This window comes from Alistipes sp. dk3624 (assembly GCF_009557455.1).
GTDB classification, from domain to species: domain Bacteria; phylum Bacteroidota; class Bacteroidia; order Bacteroidales; family Rikenellaceae; genus Alistipes_A; species Alistipes_A hominis.
In genome coordinates this window covers 950,221-972,300 of record NZ_CP045651.1, presented here as the reverse complement: position 1 = coordinate 972,300, position 22,080 = coordinate 950,221, and the positions used below count along the sequence as shown (strand labels likewise).

Genomic DNA, 22,080 nt, shown 5'->3' with positions numbered 1-22,080 from the left:
AGGTACTAAAAGTTCGGCCGAAACGGAACGTTCCCGGTCTAAAATTCCGGAAGATTACCTGAAATATTTGCTGCGGCATACGAAATGCGGATTGTGCAGCGAGATCTTGTTGTATTGCAATCCCGCGCCCCCGTCGAACGGTTCGACGACCCCGCCCGCTTCGCTGAGAATGATCTCTCCGGCGGCCGTATCCCATTCGTAGGTGTTCGACGTGCGGACGTAAATTTCGACGGTACCTTCGGCCAGCAGGCAGAATTTGAACGAACTGCCCTGCTCGACGATCTCGGCCGCCGGATGACCCGCTTTGATCCGGGCGATGTGTTCGAACGTTTCGTCGGTATTGTGCGAACGGCTTACGGCGATGCGGATCGGTTCGTTGGCTTTGTCGCACAGCGGCAGCCGGGTCGTATCGCTCCAGATTTGCGGCAGGTCGAACAACGCTTCGTGGTCGGGCTCTACGTCGGTTTTCAGGTAGCATCCGGCTCCTTTCAGCGCGAAGTAAATTTTATGGATATACGGAACGTAGATCACCCCGATGTACGGTTCGTTGTTGTGCATCAGCGCGATGTTGACGGTGAATTCTCCGTTGCCTTTCAGAAATTCCTTGGTGCCGTCCAGCGGGTCGACCATCCAAAACAGATCCCAGTTGCGCCGCTCTTCGTACAGCAGGTCGCGCCCCTCTTCGCTCAATAGCGGGACGCGGGTCTGGCTCAGGTATTTCTTGATCAGTTCGTGCGCATCCCGGTCGGCTATCGTGATCGGGGTGTGGTCGCTTTTGATATCCACGGCGAAATCGGCGTCCCCGGTATAGATGTCGATGATGCGCGCCCCGGCGCGGATCGCGGCATTATAGGCATTTACCAGCAGGAAGTCGGTTTGTTCTTTGTTCAGCATGGCTGTTCGGTTTTATGGCGTTCGGTTTCAGATTAGGTTCGCATATTATTTGGAGGATTCGAAGATCGGAATTTCTCCGTCGGCGACGGTTACGGTGGTTACCAGCGGCCCTTTGAAGCGTTCCCCTTTGCGGCTGATCCACACTCCGCGCGGGAATCGTACCGTCCGGCTGTCGGACTCGCCGAGCAGCGGGGCCACGAGGTATTTCGACCCGATCATGAACTGGTCGTTGCAGTCGGTGAATCCGTTACGCGGAAATTCGTATTCCATGTGGCGTACGATGGGTTCGGCCGTGCGGGCGCTCTCCTGAATCAACTGTCGGTAATATTCGCCGATTCTCTCGCGGGCGGTAAACGCCGCCTTGCACTGCGCGGCGACCGCCGGATCGGTGATCCGCCACGGGGCGATGTCGAGCGCGGCGACCGGCAATACCGACGAGAGCTGCACGTAACGCAGCAGCACTTTCGGGTCCCGTGCGACGGAGTCCGACGTCAGGGCCGGATCGGCGCTCACCGTGCTGTACGGGTATCCCAGCAGGTTGGCCGTAAGGATATTGGATACCATCTCCTGTAAGAGCCCCCATTCCAGCGGACGTTTCGTTTGTAAATCGTGGATATAGGGCGCGAAGCCGTCGCCCCGGCTGATCGTATATTGGCTGGAGTGGAAATCGTTGCCCAGTTCGCTCCATTTTTTCAGAAATTCGGCGGCCCCGGCATTTGCGAAGCGCGCGTAAGGCAGCGCTCCGTCGCAGTCGAACAGGAAGCCGTCGACCCTGAGGCTGTCGTGCAGCACGCCCAATTGCCGGCGAAGCATTTCGTACACGGTCTCCCGCGTGATGTCGTAAAAAGCGCTGTATCCGCCGATCCATTCGGCCATTGCCGTGCGTCCGTCGGACAGTTTGACGAATGCTCCGCTGTTGCGGAAAGCGCGGTAAATAGGCCCGTCTCCGCTGACGAATGGCGTGACGGTCAGCATGAGCCGGAATCCTTTGTCGTGCAATTCGCGGATGAGGGCTGCAAAATCGCCGTACATTTCGAGGTTCGGCGTGAAACTGCCGATCGTCGATTGCCACCCGCCGGGAACGACCAGCGTTCCGGCCGGATAGCCTGCGGCGAGAATGTTCTGTGCATACTGCCGGATGTCGTCGGCCGTAGCCGAGAACGGAATTTCCGCGCTCATGTCGTACACCGGGGCCGTGAAGAACTCCGCCGCCGGAGTCGGCGCGTTTTCTGCCGGAGGAAAATTCTTATGGCAGCAGACCAGGTAGGCTTCCCGCAGGGTTTTACCCCCGGTGACGGCTTCGACCTCTTCGATCGGCGATTCGATCCGGAATTCGGTTCCGGTATATTCGATCTTAAAGGGCGATTTGCTCCAGATGTAGCGTCCCCGGCTCGAAATCAGCAGCGGAGCGACGTTGCTTTTCACCCAGGTGGAAAGGTCCGTTTGCGGAAAAGGCTCGCTGAGCGGCATCGCCTGTTCGCCCCCGACGAATACACCCCACCACTGTTCTCCCTTCAATACGTCGATTTTCGTACTGTACTGCGCGGCCAGCGATTCGCAAAGCAACGCGGCCGCCAGTACCAGTCCTGCTATTTTTTTGTACATATCCGTTTTGTTAATATTCCACTTTTTTCAGCAGGGAATTGAACCACATCAGTTTGTCCCCGAACAAATCCCGGGCCGTTGCGGCATACTCCTCGAACAGTTCCCCGACCAGTCGCTTGTACCGGGGCATGTCGCCGACGTCCACCTGCAGCGAATAGGTGAAATGCTCCTCGGCGGTCGCCGGCAATACGCGGGTAAAAGTGATTTTATCGAATCCCTGTGCCGCGAGCAGCGGGAGGTAGTGTTTGCGCAAAGATTCCAGCCAGCGGTCGTGGATCGCCGGATCGACCATGAAAGAGGTGTTGACGATATACATAAGTCCGGTAATCTGTCTTTAAAATTTTGTCTAAGGTACGTTTTTATTCCGATTTACTCAAATTTTTCAGGGGCTTTCTCCGCGGAGCCGTCCGGACAGCCGCAAAAGGAACGTTCCGTAACTTATTCCGGTAGTGGAGAATGTCCGTTCATATGCGTTAACGAAATAAAATGCGGTTTTTGTATCCCGAAAAGACTTTTTTATCCCTTCAAAAACAATGATTCCGTGTTTTTTACCAATAGATGCGCGCCGGAAAAGGAACGTTCCGCGCTTTCCGTCCGGCGAAATTCCGCCCGTCGTCGGCGAAAAAGCGCGGGGATTTTGTTTTATTCGAAAAACATCGCTATCTTTGCTCTCCGATTTATGCAAATCTAATTTGTGACTAAATGTACGCAATCGTAGAAATCGCAGGTCAACAGTTTAAAGTTGAGAAAGGTCGGAAGCTCTATGTTCACCGTCTTCAGGGGGATGAAGGTTCCTCGATGAGCTTCGACAAAGTCCTGCTAACAGACAATGACGGTCAGGTTAACGTCGGCACACCTGTAGTAGAAGGGGCCGCAGTGAATGCAACGATTCTCAAGCACCTCAAAGACGACAAAGTGATCGTCTTCAAGAAGCGGAGAAGGAAGGGCTATCGGGTAAAGAACGGTCACCGTCAATACCTGACCCAGATTCAGATCGATGAAATTAAAGCTTAACGTTTAAAACCTCAGAACAGAGATGGCACACAAGAAAGGAGTCGGTAGCTCCAAGAACGGTCGGGAATCCGAAAGCAAACGCTTGGGCGTAAAACTTTTCGGAGGACAGGTTGCCAAAGCGGGCAATATTCTGGTTCGCCAGCGCGGCACCGTACACAATCCGGGTGAAAACGTAGGCATTGGCAAAGACCATACGCTTTATGCCCTCGTTGACGGAGTGGTTTCTTTCCGCAAGAAAGAAAAAGACAGATCTTACGTTTCGGTGACTCCGCTGTCGTAGGGAATCCGAGATCGGATATAGGAATTGCCCGGAAGCAGACGCTTCCGGGCAATTCTTTATACGGGAAATCTCATGAAAGAAGCGATAAATTCTTTGTTTGTAAGTTTAAGAGATGATACAGAAAAATGATTTAAAATGACGATTATGTGCTTTGTGCCGTATAATTATTTCATTTTATGCTGTTTTGTATTTGGAATAACGCAAAAAAAAAGTATATATTGCTCAAATATATGGAGTGTTTTAATGTGAAATTTATTTTATTTAAATCTATATAGTATGAAGAAAGTTGTATTATGTTGGTATATTTTGCATCCTTTCAGAAATCAAAAAAAATCACGTTGAGCGATCCCCTTTGCATGTAAATTTGGAAATATGCGAGTTACTCTCGGAGTGAAATTATATTAGGATTTGCTGATGTTTCTTTAGGTTATAGACTTGAATGGGGTATTGTCTAGTCATATTTGACAATACGCAAAAGAAATAAAGCTAAGATTTATATTTATAGTTTGATAAATAAATATTTTTTATTCATTAAAAAAACACGAAGGATGAAAAAACAATTTTTTTAATTGGAGGGGCTCTCGTTTTGGGACTTCCTGGGAAGTCAATTCATATCAAACGGCGGTTTCTGATTTGATCTCTGAAAATGTGGAGGCTCTTGCTCGAGACGAAACTTCGTCTGGGTTTGCAGAGGTTTCTTGTTATTATGAAGAAGTTACTGATTCAAATGGAGATGTTGTCCAGTCGCATGCGATAATGTGTGAGGGAGAAGGAGATAAGGCTTGTACTTGTAGTCATGAAAAATAAATACAGTGTTTATAAATTAACGTTTTGTTAAAAGAATATTAAAGATGAAAAAATCGACTTTCTTTATTGGTGCTTTTTCTTTGGTGGTTTTCTCTGGAATTAGTAAGAAATTACATCAAACAGCAGTATCTGATGTGATGACTGAAAATGTAGAAGCTTTAGCCCGGGATGAAACGTCATCTGGATATGCCGAGGTTAGTTGCGTATATGAAGACGTGGTTAATAGTGACAGTTTGGTTGTGAAAGTCCATTCGAGGAGTTGTTCTGGGGAGGGCGATCTGGCTTGCTCTTGTGATCATATGAAATGAAAATAATTTTAGATAAATATGATGGTAACTTTTTAAAGAGTCTCCGTTTATGAAACGAACCTCGTTTGTTGCAATCGCATTTTCTGTTGTGTTTTCCGGTTGCGTAAGTTCGGCATCCCGACCGGATTACCCTACCGATTTGTTGACGATAACTGTTGACGTCGGTCGGAATGATGACGGTAAACTGATAGACAGTATATTGGAATTTTCGCATTATGTCATTTTGGATCCGCAACAAGAAGTCCTGATTGGAAAAATAAAGAAGTTGCAACTTCTGGACGGACATATAGGTGTTGCGAGTGAGAATAAAGCTTACGTTTTCGATTCGACTGGTAGGCTGGTGCATTGTTGGGATCGCCAGGGGCGCGGTCCTAACGAATATTTGCAAATGACGGACATGGAGATCGGTAGGGAAAAGGACTGGGTATGTCATGTGTATGACAAGAATGCGGGAAAGTTATTGACGTATGACATGGACGATAAAGCCGTTTCTGTTAAGGAAATGATCCCACATGCAAAGGCGTTCAAACTTTTGGGTGATGGCCTGATCGCTTTTAATATGGGAAATGGTTCGAGCACCTTTTTGCAAAAGGAAGACTATTTTAATTACAGATGTATCGACAGTTTCGGCAAAACACGGATATCTGCTGTTCCGTTCAATAAGCAAATGTTCGGATTGTCGACGCAATACGATAAAGGGAAGTCGTTTTTTTACCGGTATGGAGAGCAAATTTATATGAGCGCTCAGCATAACGATACTATTTACCAGGTATCCGATACCTCCGGTCGGATAACGCCCTGTCTTGTGTTTGATTTGGGTGTCGAACGACCGAGGGCGGATGATGAGAATTACCCGATTTCGAACTACCAGAAAGGTTTAGGCGGTGAAAAACCAGAAGTTCCGGTAGCGTTCTATAAATTTCCGAACGGTTATTTAGCCGAATATACTTATGATTTCCGACCGTATGTGCTGATTGCCAACGAACAAGGAGAGATATTGTACACCGGTAACAGCGCCAGGGATAAGAATGGCGTTTTATTGAGGCCCGTACCGTATCTGGATTTCGACAATTCCGGTTATCTGATTTCATATTTCAGTCCGGTGAATATCGAGGCTGATAAAAAGATAGGTCGGAGAAAAGGTTGCGATTCCGCTTTGCTGGATGAATTATCTTTAAAAGTCTCGGAGAACAGTAATCCTGTTTTATTATTTTATAAGTGGATTTACTGAGACGTGCCGGATTGATGTGCTTCAATGGTTTATGTCCGTATTTTAATGCGGCGATTTAAAAATAAGATGCTGTTTGGCAGTCTCTTATGTGTTATTCATAAAAAGACGACGCCCGGAACTGCAGTTCCGGGCGTCGTCTTTTTATGAATCCGGATTCCTCCGGTTCCGGTTGTCCTTATTTCGCGTAGCTGACCGAGCGGGTTTCGCGGATCACGGTGATCTTCACCTGGCCCGGATAGGTCATTTCGTCCTGGATCTTCTTGGCGATGTCGTGCGACAGGCTGTCGGCCTCCTGGTCGGTGATCTTCTCGCTGCCGACGATCACGCGCAGTTCGCGGCCGGCCTGAATCGCGTAGGTCTTCATGACGCCGGGATAGGCGAGGGCCATGTCTTCCATCTCCTTCAGCCGCTTGATGTACGATTCGACCACTTCGCGGCGGGCTCCCGGACGGGCTCCGGAGATCGCGTCGCAGACCTGTACGATCGGCGAGATCAGGTTGTTCATTTCCATTTCGTCGTGGTGCGCCCCGATGGCGTTGATCACTTCCGGTTTTTCCTTGAATTTCTCAGCCAGTTTCATGCCGATGATTGCGTGCGGCAATTCCGGTTCGTCGTCGGGCACCTTGCCGATATCGTGCAGCAGGCCGGCGCGACGGGCCATCTTGGCGTTCAGTCCCAGTTCCGAGGCCATGATGCCGCACAGATTGGCCACTTCGCGCGAGTGTTGCAGCAGGTTTTGTCCGTAAGACGAACGGTATTTCATCTTACCGATCAGGCGGATCAGTTCGGGATGGAGCCCGTGGATGCCCAGGTCGATCGTGGTGCGCTTGCCGGCTTCGACGATCTCTTCTTCGATCTGTTTCTGTACTTTGGCAACGACTTCTTCGATGCGTGCCGGATGGATGCGGCCGTCCGTTACCAGTTGGTGCAGCGCCAGACGCGCGATTTCACGGCGTACCGGATCGAAGCCCGACAGGATGATCGCTTCCGGCGTGTCGTCGACGATGATCTCGATGCCGGTAGCGGCTTCCAGGGCCCGGATGTTCCGTCCTTCGCGGCCGATGATCCGGCCTTTCACTTCGTCGCTCTCGATGTTGAACACCGTGACCGAGTTTTCGATGGCCGCTTCGGTAGCGACGCGCTGGATCGTCTGTACGACGATCTTTTTCGCTTCCTTGTTGGCGCTCATCTTGGCCTCTTCCATCACTTCGTTGACATAGGTCATCGCTTCGGTCTTGGCCTCCTCTTTCATGTTTTCGATCAGGATGTTCTTGGCTTCGTCGCTACTGAGGCCGCTGATCTGTTCGAGACGGGTGTTTTGTTCCTTGATTTTGCGGTCGAGGTCTTCCTTCTTGCGTTCGACGCTCTCGATCTGAGCCTGCAGACGCTCGCGTACGGAATCCTGTTCGCGGATTTTCTTGTTCAGCTCGTCCTGCTGCTGGGTCAGGTTGTTTTCCAGTTGTTTGGCGCGCTGTTCGCTCTGGGAGAGCTTTTGGTTGCGCTCGTTGACGGCCCGGTCGTGTTCGCTTTTGAGCTGGATGAATTTTTCCTTGGCCTGGAGAATCTTCTCCTTTTTGATCATCTCGCCGGCCGATTCGGCCTCTTTCAGAATCGCGGCCTTCTTGTTCCGGACGATTTTCGATGTGATCGAATAGCCTGCATAGCAGCCTGCGGCGGAACAGATGACGGCAATTATTGCTATAATTACAATGCTCATAGGTGTTAGTTAAATGTATTTATATGTTAAACAAAATGTACGTTTGGGTATAAAAAAGACCCGCACAAATTCCTCTTTCCTTGTTTGACGAATCTCCAATCTCGTCATGTATGGGGCTGCCGTTTATCGCAAACGTCCAACGTCTTCGGATGAAGAACCTTCCGGGGGGAAGGTTAAGGCCTGTTTTTGAAATACTGAGCTTGACCCCAATGTAAATAGTGTTGAGTTTCGCAAAGCTTAAAAGGAATCCATGCGGGTTTTTATTCCTTAACTTATATGTCCAAGAACCTGTTGTCTGTTATTAAGACGTCGTTTGCGTTTCAAATATTGTTCAGGTAGTCGTCGATCTCTCGTTCGATTTTCTGCAAACGCTGTGCCTCTTCCGTCATCTCCCGGTTCATCTCCAGCCCGACCTTGTCGACGGCCACCTGCAAAGCGGCCATGGCCAGATAATCTTCCGGTTCGGCGGCGAACCGGGTTTTGTAAACCGAGATCAGGGCATTGATATCCTGTGCCGCACGCCGGTACTTTTCCTCCTCGGCCTGCCGGATCGTCATCGGGTATTCTTTACCCGCCAACTTCACCGATATCCTGCGCGTTCCTGCCATCAATATAACGTCTTCGCTACTTGTTCATCAATGCAAGGCATTTGTCAATTTCCCGCAATAGTTTGTTGACTCTGAGCCTTGCTATCCGGCTGTCGCCGCGGTTTCCCATCAGACCGGCCGCCGTTTCGAGCGTTTCGATTCGTCTGCCGAGCTGCCGTATTTCCGTTTCGGCCGCTCTTTTTTCGAGGATGACCGTGTCTCGTTCGGCGGTCAATTCACGCACTTCGCTGCGAAGTCGCCGGTTGTCCTCGATGATCCGAGAAACCTTTTTCTTCAGTGAATCGATAATCGCCTTGTTGTCATCCATTTCTGCAGACAAAATTGATTCGTCCACTCAAAAGTAGTTATTTTTTGTCAAAATGCAAAATCTATTTTCCGCGCTTCCCTATACGAATTTTCCGTAAAGGTCGTAATCTCCTGCTTCCGTTATTTTTACGTCCAGGAAGGTTCCCGGCGACGGATTCTCGTCGGTTTCGATCAGGATTTCGGTATCGACTTCCGGCGAGTCGTATTGCGAACGTCCGACGAGGAACTCTCCCTCGCGCCGGTCGATGATGATCCGCTCTCGCGTGCCGATCCGCCGGCGGTTGTTTTCGGCCGAAATGCGGTTTTGCAGTTCCATAATCGCGTCGGCCCGCCGTTGTTTCACCTCGTCCGGTACGTCGTCGCGCAGCCGCATGGCCGAATAGGTACCCTCTTCTTCCGAGTACGGGAAGACTCCGAGCCGTTCGAACCGCACCCGTTCGACAAATTCCAGCAGTTCGTCGAAATCCGCTTCGCTTTCGCCCGGATAGCCGGTCAGCAGCGTCGTCCGCAGCGCGATGCCGGGAATCCGGCGGCGCAGTTCGCCGATCAGTTCGTAGGTCTGCGCCTTGTTCAGCCCGCGGCGCATACTTTTCAGTTGCGGGTCGCTGATGTGCTGAAACGGGATGTCGAGGTATTTGCACATTTTCGGTTCGTCGCGCAGCGCGTCGATCACGTCCGTCGGGAACTGCGCCGGGTAGGCGTAGTGTAGGCGTACCCATTCGAGCCCGTCGATGCGGCACAGCCTGCGGAGCAACTCGCCGAGCCGCCGCTCGCCGTACAGGTCGAGGCCGTAGTAGGTCGTATCCTGCGCGATGACGATCAGTTCCCGGACGCCCCGCGCGGCCAGCATCTCCGCTTCGCGAAGCAGCTCTTCCATCGGCACCGAGACGTGACGTCCGCGGATCAGCGGGATCGCGCAATAACCGCATCCCCAGTTGCATCCTTCCGAGATTTTCAGGTAGGCGTAATGGCCCGGCGTGGTCAGGTGCCGCTCCCCGGTCAGTTCGTCGCGGTAGCGTCCGCCGACGGTTTTCACGATGTCGCGCAGGTCGTTGACGCCGAAGTATTCGTCCACTTCGGGGATCTCTTCCCGCAGTTCTTCCCGGTAGCGTTCGGCCAGGCAGCCCATGACGAACAGGTGGTCGATACAGCCTTTGGTCTTCGCGTCGGCGAATGCGAGGATCGTGTTGACGGACTCCTCTTTGGCGTCGCCGATGAATCCGCAGGTGTTGATTACGACGATCCTGGCGTCCGTTTCGTTCGAGTCGTGGACGATTTCGAAACCGTTGCGTTGCAATTGCGCCATCAGGTGTTCCGAATCGACGAGGTTTTTCGAACAACCGAGCGTTATGACGTTGATTTTACGTTTCATAGTGCGTATTTGCTTGCAAAAATAGGAAAATCCGCACTATATTTGCATGTCGACATGAAATTGACCGAATGTTTACGGACATTTAAAACGATAGATTATGCTGAGTAAAAAAATGGAAGAGGCGATCAACGCCCAGATTAATGCGGAATTCTGGTCCGCATACTTGTATTTGTCGATGTCCTGCGATTTCGCCCGGAAAGGACTCAAGGGAATGGCCAACTGGTTTTCGATCCAGTTCCGCGAGGAACAGGATCATGCCCGGATGCTGATGGATCATGTCCTCGCACGCGGCGGAAAGGTCGCTCTGGCGCCGATTGCCGAAGTGCCTTCCGCCTGGGATTCTCCGCTGGCCGCTTTCGAAGATACGCTGAAACACGAAAAAAGCGTGACCGCCCGGATCAATGCGCTGTGCGAGCTGGCTGCCGCCGAAAAGGATTTCGCTTCGGCGAACCGGTTGGTTTGGTTCGTTGACGAGCAAATCGAGGAAGAGGAGAACGTGCAGGGCATTATCGATGCGCTGAAGCTGGTCGGCGACGACAAGGTGGGAACCTTTATGCTGGACAAGGAACTGGCCGGCCGGGTCTATGCGAGCCCTGTCGCCGGATAATCCGACTGATCGCTTCCGGTATGAGGATATGCCGCCCGGCAGACGGGCGGCATATTTTTTTGCGGGGACGGTTCGGGTGCGTTTTTATCCGGAAGGTTAATGCTCTGGGGGGGCGGTTTCTCCTTGCATCATTTCATTTTCTTCCGAAGCGGATCGAGCGCCAGATTTACGTTGAAATAGAGTTTGTTTCCCGGAATGTTGCCGTCTTCCACTTCGATTTGGTTGTAGCCTCTTTCGTGCCGGAACCGGCCTGTGCCTGGTATCCTGCGGCCAACAGTCTGGCGAAACGGCAGATTGGCAGTTTTTTCATAACGGGAGTTTTAGCAGGGCGGGTTTATAAAATTAAATAGATTTAATGAAATAAGCAAATGTTTTTTATTTTCATGGTATCGGGTTTCTGCGGCCGATCCGACGCTTCCCGGCTTCCGGTTTTTCGGAAGCGCGTCGTTCGAGCCGCAGAAAAAATAGCTTTTGTTTATTGTTTTTCGTTATTTTATTCCTGAAATGCAGCGTTTCGGTTCCGCGTGCGTTTTAATAGTAAAAGCCACTGAAAATGAAGGGAACGTCCTGCGATATCGACACGCTTTACGACCGTTATTCGCGTCGGTTGTTCCATACGGCCCTGCGGATCGTGGGGGATGCCATGGAGGCCGAAGAGGCGATGCAGGATGCGTTTTTGAAATTCGCGCGGATGCGCTCATGTCCTCAGACGGCGCCCCAGATCGAGGCCTGGCTGGTGAAAACTTGCGTCCGGGGAGCGATCGACCGTTTGCGCCGGCGACGGAAGCGGGCGTCGTTTCTGTCGGAGCTGTCCGAATCCGGCCGGTTGCCTGCCGAAGACAAAAGCCGGGACGAATCCGGGTGGAGCGAGCTGCTGGACGATTCCGCCGGTGAAGCGGCCGTCCGGGTCGCCCGGATAAAAGCCGGATTGAACGAGCTGCCCGACGGTTGCCGCCTGATTCTCTCCCTGTGTCTGTTCGAAGGCTACGATTATGCCGAGATCGCCGAAATAACGGGTCTGAAAACTTCTTCGGTCCGGTCGCAGTACACGCGTGCGAAAGGTAAACTTTTGGAAAAATTGCAACGTGATGGATAAGCTGTATGATTTTGTACGGAACAACCGCGGGTTGTTCGACGACGGGCCGCTGAACGGCGGCCATGAAGCGCGTTTCAGGCGAAAGCTCGATCGGATCGGGCGCCGTTCGCATTCGCCGGCGGTTCGGTGGGCATTGGCTGCGGGGGCGGCGGCAGTCGTGTTTTTCGGCGCGATGCTGTGCCGGGACGGTTTGCGGGAGAATCCGGTGCAGGCCGAGATCGACCTGTACAACCGGAGTCTGGAGGCGCTGACCCGCGATATCGTCGATGTCAGCGAACGCCGCGGGGAGGATACCTCCGAAATGAAGACCATTATCCGCGACATCAGCAACGATACGGTTCCGTTATACGAACAACTGCCCGACGAACTCGGCGACGAAAAGAAGGCCCGTATCTTGAAAAAATATTTCAATTTGAAACTGAAAGCCGTCAGGCAGTTACGGGCCCAGTTATCGGATGCGGACGAATGAATTTCCTACGAATAGATCGAATTATCCATCAATCAAAAAATGCGTTATGAAAAAAATGATGTTTTCAGTGCTGTGCGTCGTTTGTGCGTTGACCGCGACCGCGCAGGAGGTTACCAAACGCGTGAAGGTGTCCGGTTTCTCCGGAATTTCGGCGGAGAGCGTTTTCGATATTACGTTGGTACGGGCGAATAAATGTGCGGTCGAGATTTTTTGTCCGAAAGAGATCGAAGAGGCGCTTGACGTTAAGGTCAGCGGCGGGGATCTCGTGTTGAGGCTGAATACGGACCGGTTGGATCGAAAAGAGCGCCGCAATTTCCGCGGAGGAGTCAGGGCCGTCGTCAGCATACCCGCTCTGGAACGGCTCCAACTTTCCGGAGCCGCGCGGCTGTCGACGACGTCAGTTTTCGAAGGCTCCGATTTTGTCATGGGGCTTAGCGGCGCATCGTCGGCGACCGGGCTGAATTTTTCCGGGGGGCGTTTGCGCGCGCAGACCAGCGGAGGCGCCGGTTACGATATCAAGGGGACGTTCGAAGACGTTTCTCTCGGACTTTCGGGAGGCTCCCGCGCCAATTTGAATTTGACAGCCGGCAGCCTGAAGATCGACGCCAGCGGCGGGGCCAATATCGATATGGCCGTAAAATGCGAGCAGATCGTAATCGGAATGTCGGGCGGCGCGCGCATTACGGCTTTCGGCGAAACCGGGGCTCTGAAGGCTTCCGGGTCGGGCGGCGCGCATTTGGAAGCGGTCGGACTGAAGGCAAACGACGTTACGCTGGGAGGTTCCGGCGCGGCGGGGTTGCGAGTATGGGCCGTTCAGAACCTGAGCGTTTCCAGCCTGTCCGGCGCGGCGACCGTGCGGTATAAAGGCGATCCGCGGATCGGCACGCTCCAGATCGACCGGGGGTCTTTCGGAAAATTAAATCCTTAAAATCGGCTTCCTGCGCCGGTGCGGCGCGGATTTCCCGCCCGAACGAAACCGCTGGGGTTTCGCCGGGCGGTTTTTATTCCCCGAACAGGCTGTCGACGAATTCCCTGCGGTCGAATACCTGCAGTTGGTCGATCCCTTCGCCGACGCCGATGTAGCGCACCGGGATTTTGAACTGGTCGCTGATGCCGATCACTACGCCGCCTTTGGCCGTGCCGTCCAGTTTGGTGATCGCGAGGGCGGTGACGCGCGTGGCTTGCGTGAATTGTTTCGCCTGTTCGAAGGCGTTCTGGCCCGTCGATCCGTCGAGCACCAGCATCACTTCGTGCGGCGCGTCGGGAATCACTTTGGTCATAACGTTGCGGATCTTGGTCAACTCGTTCATCAGGCCGATTTTGTTGTGCAGCCGTCCCGCCGTGTCGATCAGTACGACGTCGGCATCGTTCGCTACGGCGCTACGCAGCGTGTCGAAAGCCACCGAGGCCGGGTCGGAACCCATGTCCTGGCGGATCATCGTGCCCCCGGCGCGTTCGGCCCAGACGGCCAGTTGGTCGATCGCGGCGGCGCGGAACGTGTCGGCGGCGCCGATATAGACTTTTTTACCGTCGTTTTTCAGCTTCGAAGCCAACTTGCCGATCGTGGTCGTTTTGCCGGCCCCGTTGACGCCGACCACCATGACCACGTACGGCATACCGTTGCGTTTCTCGTAGGAGAAGTTCTCCTCGCCGGCGCTTTTGTTCTCTTCGAGCAGGGCCGTGATTTCGGTGCGCAAGATGCGGTTCAGTTCCGCGGTGTTCATGTATTTGTCTTCGGCGACCCGTTTTTCGATCCGTTCGATGATCCGTACGGTGGTGTCGACGCCGACATCCGACGTGATCAGCACCTCTTCGAGGTTGTCCAGCACCTCTTCGTCGACTTTCGACTTGCCGGCCACGGCCCGCGCCAGTTTCGAGAAAACCCCTTCTTTCGTCTTTTCGAGCCCTTTGTCGAGGTCTTCTTTATGCTCCTTTTTTGAAAAAATATTGAACAGTCCCATAATCGTACGCTATTTGATGATATGCATGGGCCCCGGGAGACTCGGGGGATGCGCCCTACAAAAATACAAAAAGCTCCTTACAGTTAAGAAGCTTTTTGTAATAAGACGGAAAATCGCTTATTTTTTTGCGAAGAAATCTTTGATCTGATCGTTCAGCACTACTTCGGTTTTGAAGGAGTAGGCTCCGGTCTTTTCGGATTTCACCATCTTAATACATTTCGTGTGCGCTTTACCGGCTCCGGTCTTCAGCGTCGCAACTACTTTCTTTGCCATGATTCAAACCTTATTTAATTTCGCGGTGGATGGTTACTCGTTTCAGGATCGGGTTATACTTTTTACGCTCCATCCTGTCGGGCGTGTTTTTCTTGTTTTTGGTCGTGATATACCTTGACATTCCCGGAAGCCCGCTCTCTTTCTGTTCCGTGCACTCAAGGATAACCTGAACCCTGTTACCTTTTTTTGCCATTTTCTGCTTCGATTAATAATTAATAGACCGATTTGGGCGCAGCGGCGCTTTTCAGGGCTGCGGACAAACCTTTCTTGTTGATGGTTTTCATGCCTGCGGCAGTCACTTTAAGGGTGATCCACCGGCCTTCTTCTTCGTTCCAGAAGCGTTTCGTTTTCAAATTCGGATTAAAACGCCTCTTGGTTTTTTTGTTCGAGTGCGACACGTTGTTGCCAACCTGAGCCGTTTTACCCGTGATTTCACAAATTTTCATAGAATTCGTTTTTTTACATTACTCCAAAAGGATCGCCAAAAATACGAAATATTCTCCGAATAAAAAAATACGGCGGTAAAAAAACAGGGCGTTTCGTACGAAGCCGTAAAGATAACGGGAAATGCGGAGATGCGCCGTTTCGGACGGCGGCGGTCAATAATTTTTTCGGGACGGAACGGAATGTCGTCCGAAATGCGTATTTTCGTGTGACGAATTCAAATAAAAAATACGCATGAAACGAATCATTTTGCCGTTGTTGGCGCTGTTGGCATTGGGCACGGGCCGGGCGATCGCGCAGCAACACAACCCGTTCGAAGGCGGAAAACTGCCGTTGATACCTTATCCGGCCGAGGTGCGGGTCGGGGAGCGCGATTTCGATCCCGGGGAGCGGCTTACCGTCCGGGTGTGTTCCGGCGACGAGGAAGATTTTTTTGCCGCCGCGACGTTGACCGACGAACTGGAAAATATCCGCACGGTCGTAAGAAAGTCGCGGTCGGGCGTTAAGGGTGCCGTGACGCTGACGCGTCCGGGGCTGAACCGTCAGGCCGACGAACGCTTGAAACAGGCGGGGTTGGAACTCGCTCCGGATTTTAATCCGGAAGGGTACGTGCTGCTGGCCGACGGGCAGGGCGTGATCGTTTCGGCCAATACGGCCGCCGGCCTGTTCTATGGCGTGCAGACGCTACGCCAACTGGTCTATCCGTCCGGCGACGGATACCGGGTGCGGGCGGTCGCCGTGCGCGACGCTCCGGCGATGCGTTATCGCTGGCAGCAGGACGACTGGAGCCGCGGGCCGATTCCGACGCTGGAATACGCCAAAAAGCAGGTGCGCATTTTGTCAGAATATAAAATCAACGGATACAGCATCTACGCCGAAAACCTATACCAGTCGAAGTCGCATCCGGCGATCAACCCGTACGGCGGCACGATCACCCCGGAGGAGATCGCCGAACTGATCGATTACGCCGCACGTTACCATGTCGAGATCATCCCGCAGCAACAGACCTTCGGGCACCTGCACTATGTGTTGCGGCAGGAGCGTTACGCCGACCTCGGCGAAAAGCGCGGCAGCCAGATACTGAGTCCGACCGAACCGGGGGCGTACGATTTTATCGGCGACTACCTGGGCGAGATCGTGCCGATGTTCACGTCCGAGTTCATCCATATCGGTTGCGACGAGACGTTCGAACTCGGACGCGGCAAAAGCAAAGAGTCGGTGGCCGGGTCGTCGCACGCCGACGTTTACCTGGGACATCTGAAAAAGGTGGCCGCACTGCCCGCGCTGAAGGATAAAAAGTTGTTGTTTTGGGGAGAGATCGCCGTCGAACATCCCGAGAAACTCGATCTGCTGCCGTCGAACGTGATCGCTGTCGCGTGGGACTACCTGCCCCGGGATAGCTACGAGACGTTCTTGAAGCCGTATGCCGACAAACACTTCGCCACGTTCGTCGCGCCGTCGGCTTTCTACGGCGGGCGCGTTTTCCCGGATTACCTGTCTCACATGAAGAATATCCGTAATTTCGTCCGCGACGGGCAGAAATACGGCTCGATGGGGATGCTGAACACTTCGTGGGACGATATGGGCGAAGACTTGTTCGATATGGGTTGGTACGGCGTGGTTTACGCCGCCGCCTGCGCCTGGCAGCACGGCGAGTCGGATCTCGACCGCTACCGCGATGCGTTTGATTGGGCGTTCTATCGCAATTCGGACGGGCATCCGTTCGCCGACGGAATTTGCAAGTTGGCCGACGTGCACGGCCGCGTCGGGGCGGTCAACTTCGAGATGGCTTACACTTCGCCGTTCACCGAAGCCGGCGTGGCGTTGCAGAATCACCTGCAAAATACGGGGGCGTGCCGCGAGATGCGCTTGTGGTGCGAGGATGCTTATACGCAGTTCAGCCGCGCGCGCGACCGGGTCGCGCTGCACGGTTCGACGGTCGATGCGCTGTTGTTCGCCGCCCGGCGGATGGATTTCGTGTTTCACAAGGCGCTGTTGGCCGGCGAGATGTCCGACCTGTACGATGCGTTCGTCCGCGACGACGACAAGGGATATGCGGTCAATACGGCGTTGTACGACCTGATTATGCCGTACGCCAGCCGCCTCGGATCGCTGAGGGACATGACCAAGGAACTGAAACTCTTTCACCGCGATCTGTGGCGCGGCGAAAACCGTCCGATTCACTGGGACGTGGCGGCGATCCGCTACGACCGTATGCTGTTGGAATGGGAGCAGCAGTACGACCGTATCCAGCTCGACCTGCAACAGCAGGGGCGCGACGGGAGTCACCTTCCGCGCGAGCAGGTCGGTTTCCGTTTCGACAGGCCGCAGCAATAAAACGCCGGCGGGAAATTTCGAACGGCGCGGATATTTCGTCCGCGCCGTTTTCATATCCGGCTACGCTTTGCATACGCGTTCCGCAAAGGGAATTCTAAATGTGTTTCGCTGTTTCGCAGGCTATTTTATTGCAACGGCATTTGTTTTGCGCCTCTTTTCGAGTTCTTCGTTGCGTTGCATGATTTTTCGGATCTCCCGGTCGAGCCGGGCGGTTTCCTGTTGCAGGGCGAATGTCTGTTCGTGCAGGAATTGATTGTCCTGGGCGATCGGCGTCGCGCAGGGGCCGTGTTTCGGAAAGATCGGTTGGCTCATTGTTCCGGATTTTATTTCACCCGCCTCCCGGTGAAGTGCATAGGAAGACGTGAGGCTGCATGACCGATCCGGTTTGAGATCCTGGGTATCCGGAACGAATAAGCGCATACAGTTCACGCTTTAAGTATGCACGAATGTACGGATACGTCCCGTGTCGAGATCGATCCCGGATACAAAAGATTTCACGCAGGAAAACGGCCGTTTCACATACGGCATACTCCCGGCGTGAGCCCGTGCCTATCGCCCCGTTCCTTTGAAAGTTCCCGATTTTCAGGCCGAAACAATATCACGACGTCTTTCAACGCGTGAGTACTACAACAGCAATGAAATAATCCGAATACACAAGCGGTTACGGGCGGCTTCAGTACCGGATCGTCCACAGTCCGTTTCCCGGAGCGCCGCACAGGCGCAGCCTGAGCAGATTGATCGCGTTCGACGACGCGCGTTCGATGTTCTGGCTCCTCAGCGATCCGAAAACCATCCGGATCGAATACGTCTCATCGGGGCCTGAGACGGCCATCCAGACGGTGCCGACCGGTTTGTCCGGCGTTCCTCCGGTCGGGCCGGCGATGCCGGTCGTCGCGATCCCGTAAGTCGCTCCGGTCGCCTTGCGCACTCCGGTCGCCATCTGTTCGGCCACCGGTCGGCTGACCGCTCCGCAGCGGTTCAGGTCGTCCGCGTTCACGCCGAGCAGGGCCGTCTTGACGTCGTTCGAATAGGCTACGACGCCTCCCCGGAAGTAATCCGACGCTCCGGGCAGCGCCGTAAAGCGGTGGGCGATGTTGCCGCCCGTACACGATTCGGCTGCGGCGACCGTTTCGCCGCGGACGCGCAGCAACTCGCCGACGGCGCTTTCGAGCGTAGCGTCGCCGTAACCGATGATCCGGTACGGGATCGCTTGGTCCAGCAATGCGAATTGCCGGTCGATTTCCGCCGCGGCCTGCTGTCCGTCCACGTCGTAGGCCGACAGCCGCAGGCGGATGTTCATTGCGCTGGGCAGGTAGGCCAGGTGCAGGTAGGCGGGCAGCGCGTTTTCCCAGTCGGCGATCGTTTCGGCGAGGATCGATTCGGCCAGTCCGTAGGTGATCGCCGTTTTGTGTACGATCGCGTCGAATCGGAAATGTTCGTACAGCCGCGGCAGCACTTGCTCGCCGATCAGCGTTTTCATTTCGAACGGGACGCCCGGCAGCGATACGAGCACTTTGCCGTCCCGCTCGAACCACATGCCCGGAGCCGTTCCGCAACGGTTCGGCAGGACGGTGCATCCGTCCGGCACGAGGGCCTGGCCCTGATTCAGTTCGTTGAAGTCGATGTGCCGTACGGCAGTCATCGCGCGCACCTGCTCGTAGACGGCCTCGTTGCGTACCAGTTTCATGCCGAACAACCGGGCCAGCGTATGTTTGGTGATGTCGTCCTTGGTCGGGCCGAGACCGCCGGTGCAGATGACGATGTCGGAGTGCGACAACGCTTGCGTGACGGCTTCGGAGATAGGTTCGGCTCGGTCGGATACCGAAGTGATCCGGTGGATTTTGATTCCGGCCGCGTTCAGCTTTTCGCCGATCCATGCCGAGTTGGTGTCGACGATCTGTCCGATCAGAATTTCGTCGCCGATGGTAATGATTTCTGCTTGCATCGTTTCTCTGATCCCGAATCCGGGATTTTTTATGATTATACGGTTTAAAGTCGTTCGGCCGATTCCGGCGGACGTTGTTCGGAACGTTCCCGCCGCCGGCGAAACGTCCGGCAAAGATACGGCTTTATCGGTAAATTCGTTCGGACCGTTGCGGCCGAGACTGCGGATCGGCTGATTTTTTCGATAAATTTCCGGAGTCGCCGGCTGCGGTAAAGGAGCGTCGGGCGGCGTTCCCGGCTCCGCTCCGCCCGGATTTCGCCCGCCGTCGGGTTTCCGGCGGCCGTTTTCGCCCGGCATTTTTTCGAAACCGGTTTCCGGAACGTTCGTCGTAAATCGAAACGTTCCGCCTTTTCGAGCGGAACGTTTCGCATACGGTAGGGATTAGCGTTGTCCGGATTCCGATCGGGTTTCCGTTTTCGTCTTGCTCTCGGCTTCCTGCTTCAGTCGCTTGCAGATACGTTTGACGAATTGCGGACCGTTGTAGATAAAGCCGGTATAGATCTGGATCAGGCTGGCGCCGGCGTTCAGCATCGCTACGGCGTCGTCCTCGGTCATGATGCCGCCCACGCCGATGATCGGGAAGCGACCTTCGGTTTTTTTGTGAATGTAGCGCACCACTTCCAGCGACCGTCGGGTCAGCGGACCTCCGCTGAGTCCGCCGTTGCCGATGGCTGCGACCGTGGCCGGATCGGTTTCGAGTCCGTCGCGGCGGGTTGTCGTGTTTGTCGCGACAATGCCGTCGAGTCCCGTTTCGACCAGCACGTCGATCATGTCGTCGATCTGCGCGTCGGTCAGGTCGGGCGATATTTTCAGCAGGATCGGCCGGTACTGGTTCTGTCCGCGCCTGAAGTCGATCAAACCGCGCAGGATCAGGTTCAGGTTGTTCTTGTCCTGCAGGCTGGTCAGGTTCGCGACGTTCGGGCAGCTGACGTTGATGATGAAATAGTCGACGTATTGGTACAGGTTGCGAAACAGACGCAGGTAGTCCGCCGGAGCGTCTTCGTTGCGCGTCTGCGTGTTTTTGCCGAGGTTGCCGCCGATGATCTGGTGCGGACGGCGGTGGCGCAGGTTGCGGACGGCGTTTTCCATCCCTTGGTTGTTGAAGCCCATCCGGTTGATCAGCGCGTTGTCTTCGGGCAACCGGAACAGGCGCGGGCGAGGATTGCCCGGCTGCGCTTTCGGGGTGACCGTTCCGATCTCGGTGAATCCGAATCCGAGCGAGAGCAGCTCTTTGTACACTTCGGCGTCCTTGTCGAAGCCGGCGGCGATCCCGACCGGATTTTGGAACCGGATGCCGAACACTTCCCGTTCCAACGACGGATGTCTGACGGCGCAGAAGGCTCTCAGCAGCATACGTGAACCGGGAATGTAATGAATCACGCGCAGTGCGGTGACGATGATCCGATGGATGATTTCCGGGGGAATCAGGAACAGGATCGGACGGATGACTTTCTTATACATAATTAATCAGGCGGCCAGAATTTCTGCAAAAGTAGGAATAATTTTTAAAATAACGGGCATTCCGGAAGCAATTCCGGACAAAAGTACGTCGCCCGCAACATTTTCATTATGAATCGGATCGTTTAGAAGAATTCGGTGCGGTAGTCGTAGTTGTTGCGGATGTTTTCGAATGCGGAAGGCGCACTGCGCAGGCGTTGCGTCTCGGCTTCGATCTGGAAATAGCGCGGCATGGTTTCCCGCATTCGTTCCCATGTGATGTTCGGGTCGGCCCGGCTCGGGGTTACCTGCGGAGGATACCAGCCGTTCAGGGGGAATCCGAAAAATTCGCTGACGGCTCGTACGGCCGCCGCCGTTCCGGCGGCTTTTCCCTGGATCGAGTAGCCGGCGATGTGCGGCGTGGCGAACGTGGCCAGGCTTAGCAACGTCGGGTGGATATCCGGCTCGTTGTTCCAGGTGTCGACGACCGCGTGCGACAGCCGTCCGCTTTGCAGCGCGCCGATCAGCGCCTCGTCGTCGACGATCTTTCCCCGGGACGTGTTGATGAAGATCGCCCCTGGTTTGATCGCTTCGAAAAAGGAGGCCGAAGCCATTCGCAGCGTCGGATAGTTTCCCGTGCGATTCAGCGGAACGTGACAGGTGACGATGTCGGCCTGCGGCAACAGTTCGCCGAGCGGCAGGTAGTCGTCCTGCGGGTTCCGTTCGGCCTTCGGCGGGTCGCAGCGCAGCACTCGGAAGCCGAACAGCTCGCCGTATTCGGCGATCAGCGACCCAACGTTTCCTACGCCTACGACGCCCAGGGTTCTGTCTGCGGGCGACCATTCGTCCCGGACTGCGAGGGCCGCGAGGGCCGCCATGACGTATTGCAGCACCCCGCGCGCGTTGCATCCCTGGGCGGTCGCGATCGCGATGCCGTGCCGGGAGCAGTATTCCGAATCGATGTGGTCGTGGCCGATTGTGGCCGTGGCGATCAATCCGACCGGCGTGCCGCCGAGCAACCGTTCGTCGCAGTGCGTGCGCGTCCGCACGACCAGAGCGTCGGCCCGGGCCGCGTCGCAGTGCGAAATCTCGCTGCCTTTGAGATATTGCACGCGGGCGTAGGGTTCCAGCACGCCTTTGAGAAAGGGAATGTCGCAGTCGGCCAGCACGTAAGGTTTTGCGTTCATCTTCCAGCTTATTGTTTCCGGGGCAAATGTAACAATAACTTTGGAATCGCCGTCCGGATTTTCGCAAAGGCTTGTTTTTACGGCTTGTTCCGGCTCCGGCAGCGACGGAATCCGGCATCGGGCGGACGAATCGTGAAAAAAACCCCGCCGCAGCTACTGCGACGGGGGTTACCCAACTTAAT

26 protein-coding genes are annotated in these 22,080 nt (G+C 54.4%); 10 read left to right on the top strand and 16 right to left on the bottom strand.

Annotated features, from left to right (window positions below; all coding sequences use genetic code 11):
* Positions 1–54: 54 nt before the first annotated feature.
* Genes cysQ through GFH31_RS04115 form a run of 3 tightly spaced genes read right to left on the bottom strand, consistent with a single transcriptional unit; the run spans position 55 to position 2,815 of the window.
* Entirely contained in the window at positions 55–894 is an 840-nt protein-coding gene (cysQ, locus tag GFH31_RS04125; protein WP_153498171.1) for a 3'(2'),5'-bisphosphate nucleotidase CysQ, read from the bottom strand.
* A gap of 45 nt (positions 895–939) precedes the next feature.
* A complete protein-coding gene (locus GFH31_RS04120) occupies positions 940–2,499 on the bottom strand; it encodes a TIM-barrel domain-containing protein (protein WP_153498172.1) in 1,560 nt (519 codons plus the stop codon).
* Between the two features lie 10 nt (positions 2,500–2,509).
* On the bottom strand, positions 2,510–2,815 hold the full coding sequence (locus tag GFH31_RS04115; RefSeq protein WP_055204669.1) for a DUF4286 family protein: 306 nt from the start codon (positions 2,813–2,815) through the stop codon (positions 2,510–2,512).
* 386 nt (positions 2,816–3,201) lie between these two features.
* On the opposite strand from GFH31_RS04115, the gene rplU reads away from it, so the two are divergent.
* The 5 genes from rplU (at position 3,202) to GFH31_RS04095 (ending at position 6,139) form a co-directional block, all read left to right on the top strand.
* Positions 3,202–3,513 (top strand): 50S ribosomal protein L21, encoded by a 312-nt coding sequence (rplU, locus tag GFH31_RS04110; RefSeq protein WP_055204671.1) that lies wholly within the window; start codon positions 3,202–3,204, stop codon positions 3,511–3,513.
* A 22-nt stretch (positions 3,514–3,535) separates the two neighbouring features.
* The gene (rpmA, locus tag GFH31_RS04105) at positions 3,536–3,793 is read left to right on the top strand and encodes a 50S ribosomal protein L27 (protein WP_055204673.1); all 258 of its coding nucleotides are present in this window, start codon (positions 3,536–3,538) and stop codon (positions 3,791–3,793) included.
* A 633-nt stretch (positions 3,794–4,426) separates the two neighbouring features.
* Positions 4,427–4,600 carry a hypothetical protein gene (locus GFH31_RS13020; protein WP_373419258.1) on the top strand — a complete coding sequence of 58 codons (174 nt, stop codon included), beginning with the start codon at positions 4,427–4,429 and terminating at the stop codon, positions 4,598–4,600.
* 44 nt (positions 4,601–4,644) lie between these two features.
* Positions 4,645–4,908: a hypothetical protein gene (locus GFH31_RS04100; RefSeq protein WP_118457851.1), complete on the top strand. Its 264-nt coding sequence runs from the start codon at positions 4,645–4,647 to the stop codon at positions 4,906–4,908.
* A 49-nt stretch (positions 4,909–4,957) separates the two neighbouring features.
* Complete coding sequence (locus tag GFH31_RS04095; RefSeq protein ID WP_101572496.1) at positions 4,958–6,139, top strand: 6-bladed beta-propeller; 1,182 nt, start codon at positions 4,958–4,960, stop codon at positions 6,137–6,139.
* A gap of 175 nt (positions 6,140–6,314) precedes the next feature.
* Here GFH31_RS04095 and rny read toward each other — a convergent pair whose 3' ends face one another.
* The 4 genes from rny to rimO all read right to left on the bottom strand — a co-directional run bounded on the left by rny (position 6,315) and on the right by rimO (position 10,142).
* On the bottom strand, positions 6,315–7,856 hold the full coding sequence (gene rny, locus GFH31_RS04090; RefSeq protein WP_101572498.1) for a ribonuclease Y: 1,542 nt from the start codon (positions 7,854–7,856) through the stop codon (positions 6,315–6,317).
* A gap of 320 nt (positions 7,857–8,176) precedes the next feature.
* Complete coding sequence (locus GFH31_RS04085; RefSeq protein ID WP_081032585.1) at positions 8,177–8,464, bottom strand: cell division protein ZapA; 288 nt, start codon at positions 8,462–8,464, stop codon at positions 8,177–8,179.
* A gap of 16 nt (positions 8,465–8,480) precedes the next feature.
* On the bottom strand, positions 8,481–8,771 hold the full coding sequence (locus GFH31_RS04080) for a hypothetical protein (protein WP_055204679.1): 291 nt from the start codon (positions 8,769–8,771) through the stop codon (positions 8,481–8,483).
* 78 nt (positions 8,772–8,849) lie between these two features.
* Positions 8,850–10,142: a 30S ribosomal protein S12 methylthiotransferase RimO gene (gene rimO / locus GFH31_RS04075; RefSeq protein ID WP_055204681.1), complete on the bottom strand. Its 1,293-nt coding sequence runs from the start codon at positions 10,140–10,142 to the stop codon at positions 8,850–8,852.
* A gap of 97 nt (positions 10,143–10,239) precedes the next feature.
* Between rimO and GFH31_RS04070 the strand changes: the two genes are divergently transcribed.
* On the top strand, positions 10,240–10,749 hold the full coding sequence (locus GFH31_RS04070) for a ferritin (RefSeq protein ID WP_118655814.1): 510 nt from the start codon (positions 10,240–10,242) through the stop codon (positions 10,747–10,749).
* A gap of 166 nt (positions 10,750–10,915) precedes the next feature.
* On the opposite strand, the gene GFH31_RS04065 is transcribed toward GFH31_RS04070, so the two are convergent.
* Positions 10,916–11,059 carry a hypothetical protein gene (locus GFH31_RS04065; protein ID WP_153498173.1) on the bottom strand — a complete coding sequence of 48 codons (144 nt, stop codon included), beginning with the start codon at positions 11,057–11,059 and terminating at the stop codon, positions 10,916–10,918.
* A gap of 243 nt (positions 11,060–11,302) precedes the next feature.
* On the opposite strand from GFH31_RS04065, the gene GFH31_RS04060 reads away from it, so the two are divergent.
* From GFH31_RS04060 to GFH31_RS04050, 3 genes are read left to right on the top strand one after another with little or no spacing between them, the layout of a single operon-like run.
* Entirely contained in the window at positions 11,303–11,845 is a 543-nt protein-coding gene (locus GFH31_RS04060) for an RNA polymerase sigma factor (RefSeq protein WP_118655816.1), read from the top strand.
* On the top strand, positions 11,838–12,314 hold the full coding sequence (locus tag GFH31_RS04055; protein ID WP_118655818.1) for a hypothetical protein: 477 nt from the start codon (positions 11,838–11,840) through the stop codon (positions 12,312–12,314). The genes GFH31_RS04060 and GFH31_RS04055 overlap by 8 nt, the downstream gene beginning before the upstream one ends.
* Positions 12,315–12,360: 46 nt before the next feature.
* On the top strand, positions 12,361–13,242 hold the full coding sequence (locus GFH31_RS04050) for a GIN domain-containing protein (RefSeq protein ID WP_172970786.1): 882 nt from the start codon (positions 12,361–12,363) through the stop codon (positions 13,240–13,242).
* A 73-nt stretch (positions 13,243–13,315) separates the two neighbouring features.
* Here GFH31_RS04050 and ftsY read toward each other — a convergent pair whose 3' ends face one another.
* From ftsY to rpmB, 4 genes are all read right to left on the bottom strand, one after another.
* Entirely contained in the window at positions 13,316–14,275 is a 960-nt protein-coding gene (ftsY, locus tag GFH31_RS04045; protein ID WP_153498174.1) for a signal recognition particle-docking protein FtsY, read from the bottom strand.
* 117 nt (positions 14,276–14,392) lie between these two features.
* The gene (locus GFH31_RS04040) at positions 14,393–14,548 is read right to left on the bottom strand and encodes a DUF4295 domain-containing protein (RefSeq protein ID WP_081032587.1); all 156 of its coding nucleotides are present in this window, start codon (positions 14,546–14,548) and stop codon (positions 14,393–14,395) included.
* Positions 14,549–14,558: 10 nt separating this feature from the next.
* Positions 14,559–14,741 carry a 50S ribosomal protein L33 gene (gene rpmG / locus GFH31_RS04035; protein WP_019245673.1) on the bottom strand — a complete coding sequence of 61 codons (183 nt, stop codon included), beginning with the start codon at positions 14,739–14,741 and terminating at the stop codon, positions 14,559–14,561.
* Between the two features lie 19 nt (positions 14,742–14,760).
* Entirely contained in the window at positions 14,761–14,994 is a 234-nt protein-coding gene (gene rpmB, locus GFH31_RS04030) for a 50S ribosomal protein L28 (RefSeq protein ID WP_055204692.1), read from the bottom strand.
* A 232-nt stretch (positions 14,995–15,226) separates the two neighbouring features.
* On the opposite strand from rpmB, the gene GFH31_RS04025 reads away from it, so the two are divergent.
* A complete protein-coding gene (locus GFH31_RS04025; RefSeq protein WP_055204694.1) occupies positions 15,227–17,329 on the top strand; it encodes a beta-N-acetylhexosaminidase in 2,103 nt (700 codons plus the stop codon).
* A gap of 120 nt (positions 17,330–17,449) precedes the next feature.
* Here GFH31_RS04025 and GFH31_RS04020 read toward each other — a convergent pair whose 3' ends face one another.
* The 4 genes from GFH31_RS04020 to GFH31_RS04005 form a co-directional block, all read right to left on the bottom strand.
* Entirely contained in the window at positions 17,450–17,641 is a 192-nt protein-coding gene (locus tag GFH31_RS04020) for a hypothetical protein (RefSeq protein WP_101572511.1), read from the bottom strand.
* 361 nt (positions 17,642–18,002) lie between these two features.
* Positions 18,003–19,274, bottom strand: a complete 1,272-nt coding sequence (locus GFH31_RS04015) for a competence/damage-inducible protein A (RefSeq protein ID WP_118457873.1) — start codon at positions 19,272–19,274, stop codon at positions 18,003–18,005.
* Between the two features lie 381 nt (positions 19,275–19,655).
* Positions 19,656–20,735, bottom strand: a complete 1,080-nt coding sequence (locus GFH31_RS04010; protein WP_118457837.1) for a quinone-dependent dihydroorotate dehydrogenase — start codon at positions 20,733–20,735, stop codon at positions 19,656–19,658.
* A 122-nt stretch (positions 20,736–20,857) separates the two neighbouring features.
* Positions 20,858–21,898, bottom strand: a complete 1,041-nt coding sequence (locus tag GFH31_RS04005) for a 4-phosphoerythronate dehydrogenase (RefSeq protein ID WP_153498175.1) — start codon at positions 21,896–21,898, stop codon at positions 20,858–20,860.
* Between the last annotated feature and the right edge of the window lie 182 nt (positions 21,899–22,080).

Bases quoted from the DNA above. Each gene is read 5' to 3' on its own strand.
- GFH31_RS04085 (WP_081032585.1), bottom strand. From the start codon at position 8,464: ATGGCAGGAACGCGCAGGATATCGGTGAAGTTGGCGGGTAAAGAATAC.
- rpmG (WP_019245673.1), bottom strand. From the start codon at position 14,741: ATGGCAAAAAAAGGTAACAGGGTTCAGGTTATCCTTGAGTGCACGGAA.
- GFH31_RS04050 (WP_172970786.1), top strand. From the start codon at position 12,361: ATGAAAAAAATGATGTTTTCAGTGCTGTGCGTCGTTTGTGCGTTGACC.
- GFH31_RS04040 (WP_081032587.1), bottom strand. From the start codon at position 14,548: ATGGCAAAGAAAGTAGTTGCGACGCTGAAGACCGGAGCCGGTAAAGCG.
- GFH31_RS04095 (WP_101572496.1), top strand. From the start codon at position 4,958: ATGAAACGAACCTCGTTTGTTGCAATCGCATTTTCTGTTGTGTTTTCC.
- GFH31_RS04015 (WP_118457873.1), bottom strand. From the start codon at position 19,274: ATGCAAGCAGAAATCATTACCATCGGCGACGAAATTCTGATCGGACAG.
- cysQ (WP_153498171.1), bottom strand. From the start codon at position 894: ATGCTGAACAAAGAACAAACCGACTTCCTGCTGGTAAATGCCTATAAT.
- GFH31_RS04120 (WP_153498172.1), bottom strand. From the start codon at position 2,499: ATGTACAAAAAAATAGCAGGACTGGTACTGGCGGCCGCGTTGCTTTGC.
- GFH31_RS04010 (WP_118457837.1), bottom strand. From the start codon at position 20,735: ATGTATAAGAAAGTCATCCGTCCGATCCTGTTCCTGATTCCCCCGGAA.
- ftsY (WP_153498174.1), bottom strand. From the start codon at position 14,275: ATGGGACTGTTCAATATTTTTTCAAAAAAGGAGCATAAAGAAGACCTC.
- GFH31_RS04060 (WP_118655816.1), top strand. From the start codon at position 11,303: ATGAAGGGAACGTCCTGCGATATCGACACGCTTTACGACCGTTATTCG.
- rpmA (WP_055204673.1), top strand. From the start codon at position 3,536: ATGGCACACAAGAAAGGAGTCGGTAGCTCCAAGAACGGTCGGGAATCC.
- GFH31_RS04070 (WP_118655814.1), top strand. From the start codon at position 10,240: ATGCTGAGTAAAAAAATGGAAGAGGCGATCAACGCCCAGATTAATGCG.
- GFH31_RS04025 (WP_055204694.1), top strand. From the start codon at position 15,227: ATGAAACGAATCATTTTGCCGTTGTTGGCGCTGTTGGCATTGGGCACG.
- GFH31_RS04080 (WP_055204679.1), bottom strand. From the start codon at position 8,771: ATGGATGACAACAAGGCGATTATCGATTCACTGAAGAAAAAGGTTTCT.
- GFH31_RS04055 (WP_118655818.1), top strand. From the start codon at position 11,838: ATGGATAAGCTGTATGATTTTGTACGGAACAACCGCGGGTTGTTCGAC.
- rny (WP_101572498.1), bottom strand. From the start codon at position 7,856: ATGAGCATTGTAATTATAGCAATAATTGCCGTCATCTGTTCCGCCGCA.
- GFH31_RS04100 (WP_118457851.1), top strand. From the start codon at position 4,645: ATGAAAAAATCGACTTTCTTTATTGGTGCTTTTTCTTTGGTGGTTTTC.
- rplU (WP_055204671.1), top strand. From the start codon at position 3,202: ATGTACGCAATCGTAGAAATCGCAGGTCAACAGTTTAAAGTTGAGAAA.
- GFH31_RS04020 (WP_101572511.1), bottom strand. From the start codon at position 17,641: ATGAGCCAACCGATCTTTCCGAAACACGGCCCCTGCGCGACGCCGATC.
- GFH31_RS04065 (WP_153498173.1), bottom strand. From the start codon at position 11,059: ATGAAAAAACTGCCAATCTGCCGTTTCGCCAGACTGTTGGCCGCAGGA.
- rimO (WP_055204681.1), bottom strand. From the start codon at position 10,142: ATGAAACGTAAAATCAACGTCATAACGCTCGGTTGTTCGAAAAACCTC.
- GFH31_RS04115 (WP_055204669.1), bottom strand. From the start codon at position 2,815: ATGTATATCGTCAACACCTCTTTCATGGTCGATCCGGCGATCCACGAC.
- GFH31_RS04005 (WP_153498175.1), bottom strand. From the start codon at position 21,898: ATGAACGCAAAACCTTACGTGCTGGCCGACTGCGACATTCCCTTTCTC.
- rpmB (WP_055204692.1), bottom strand. From the start codon at position 14,994: ATGAAAATTTGTGAAATCACGGGTAAAACGGCTCAGGTTGGCAACAAC.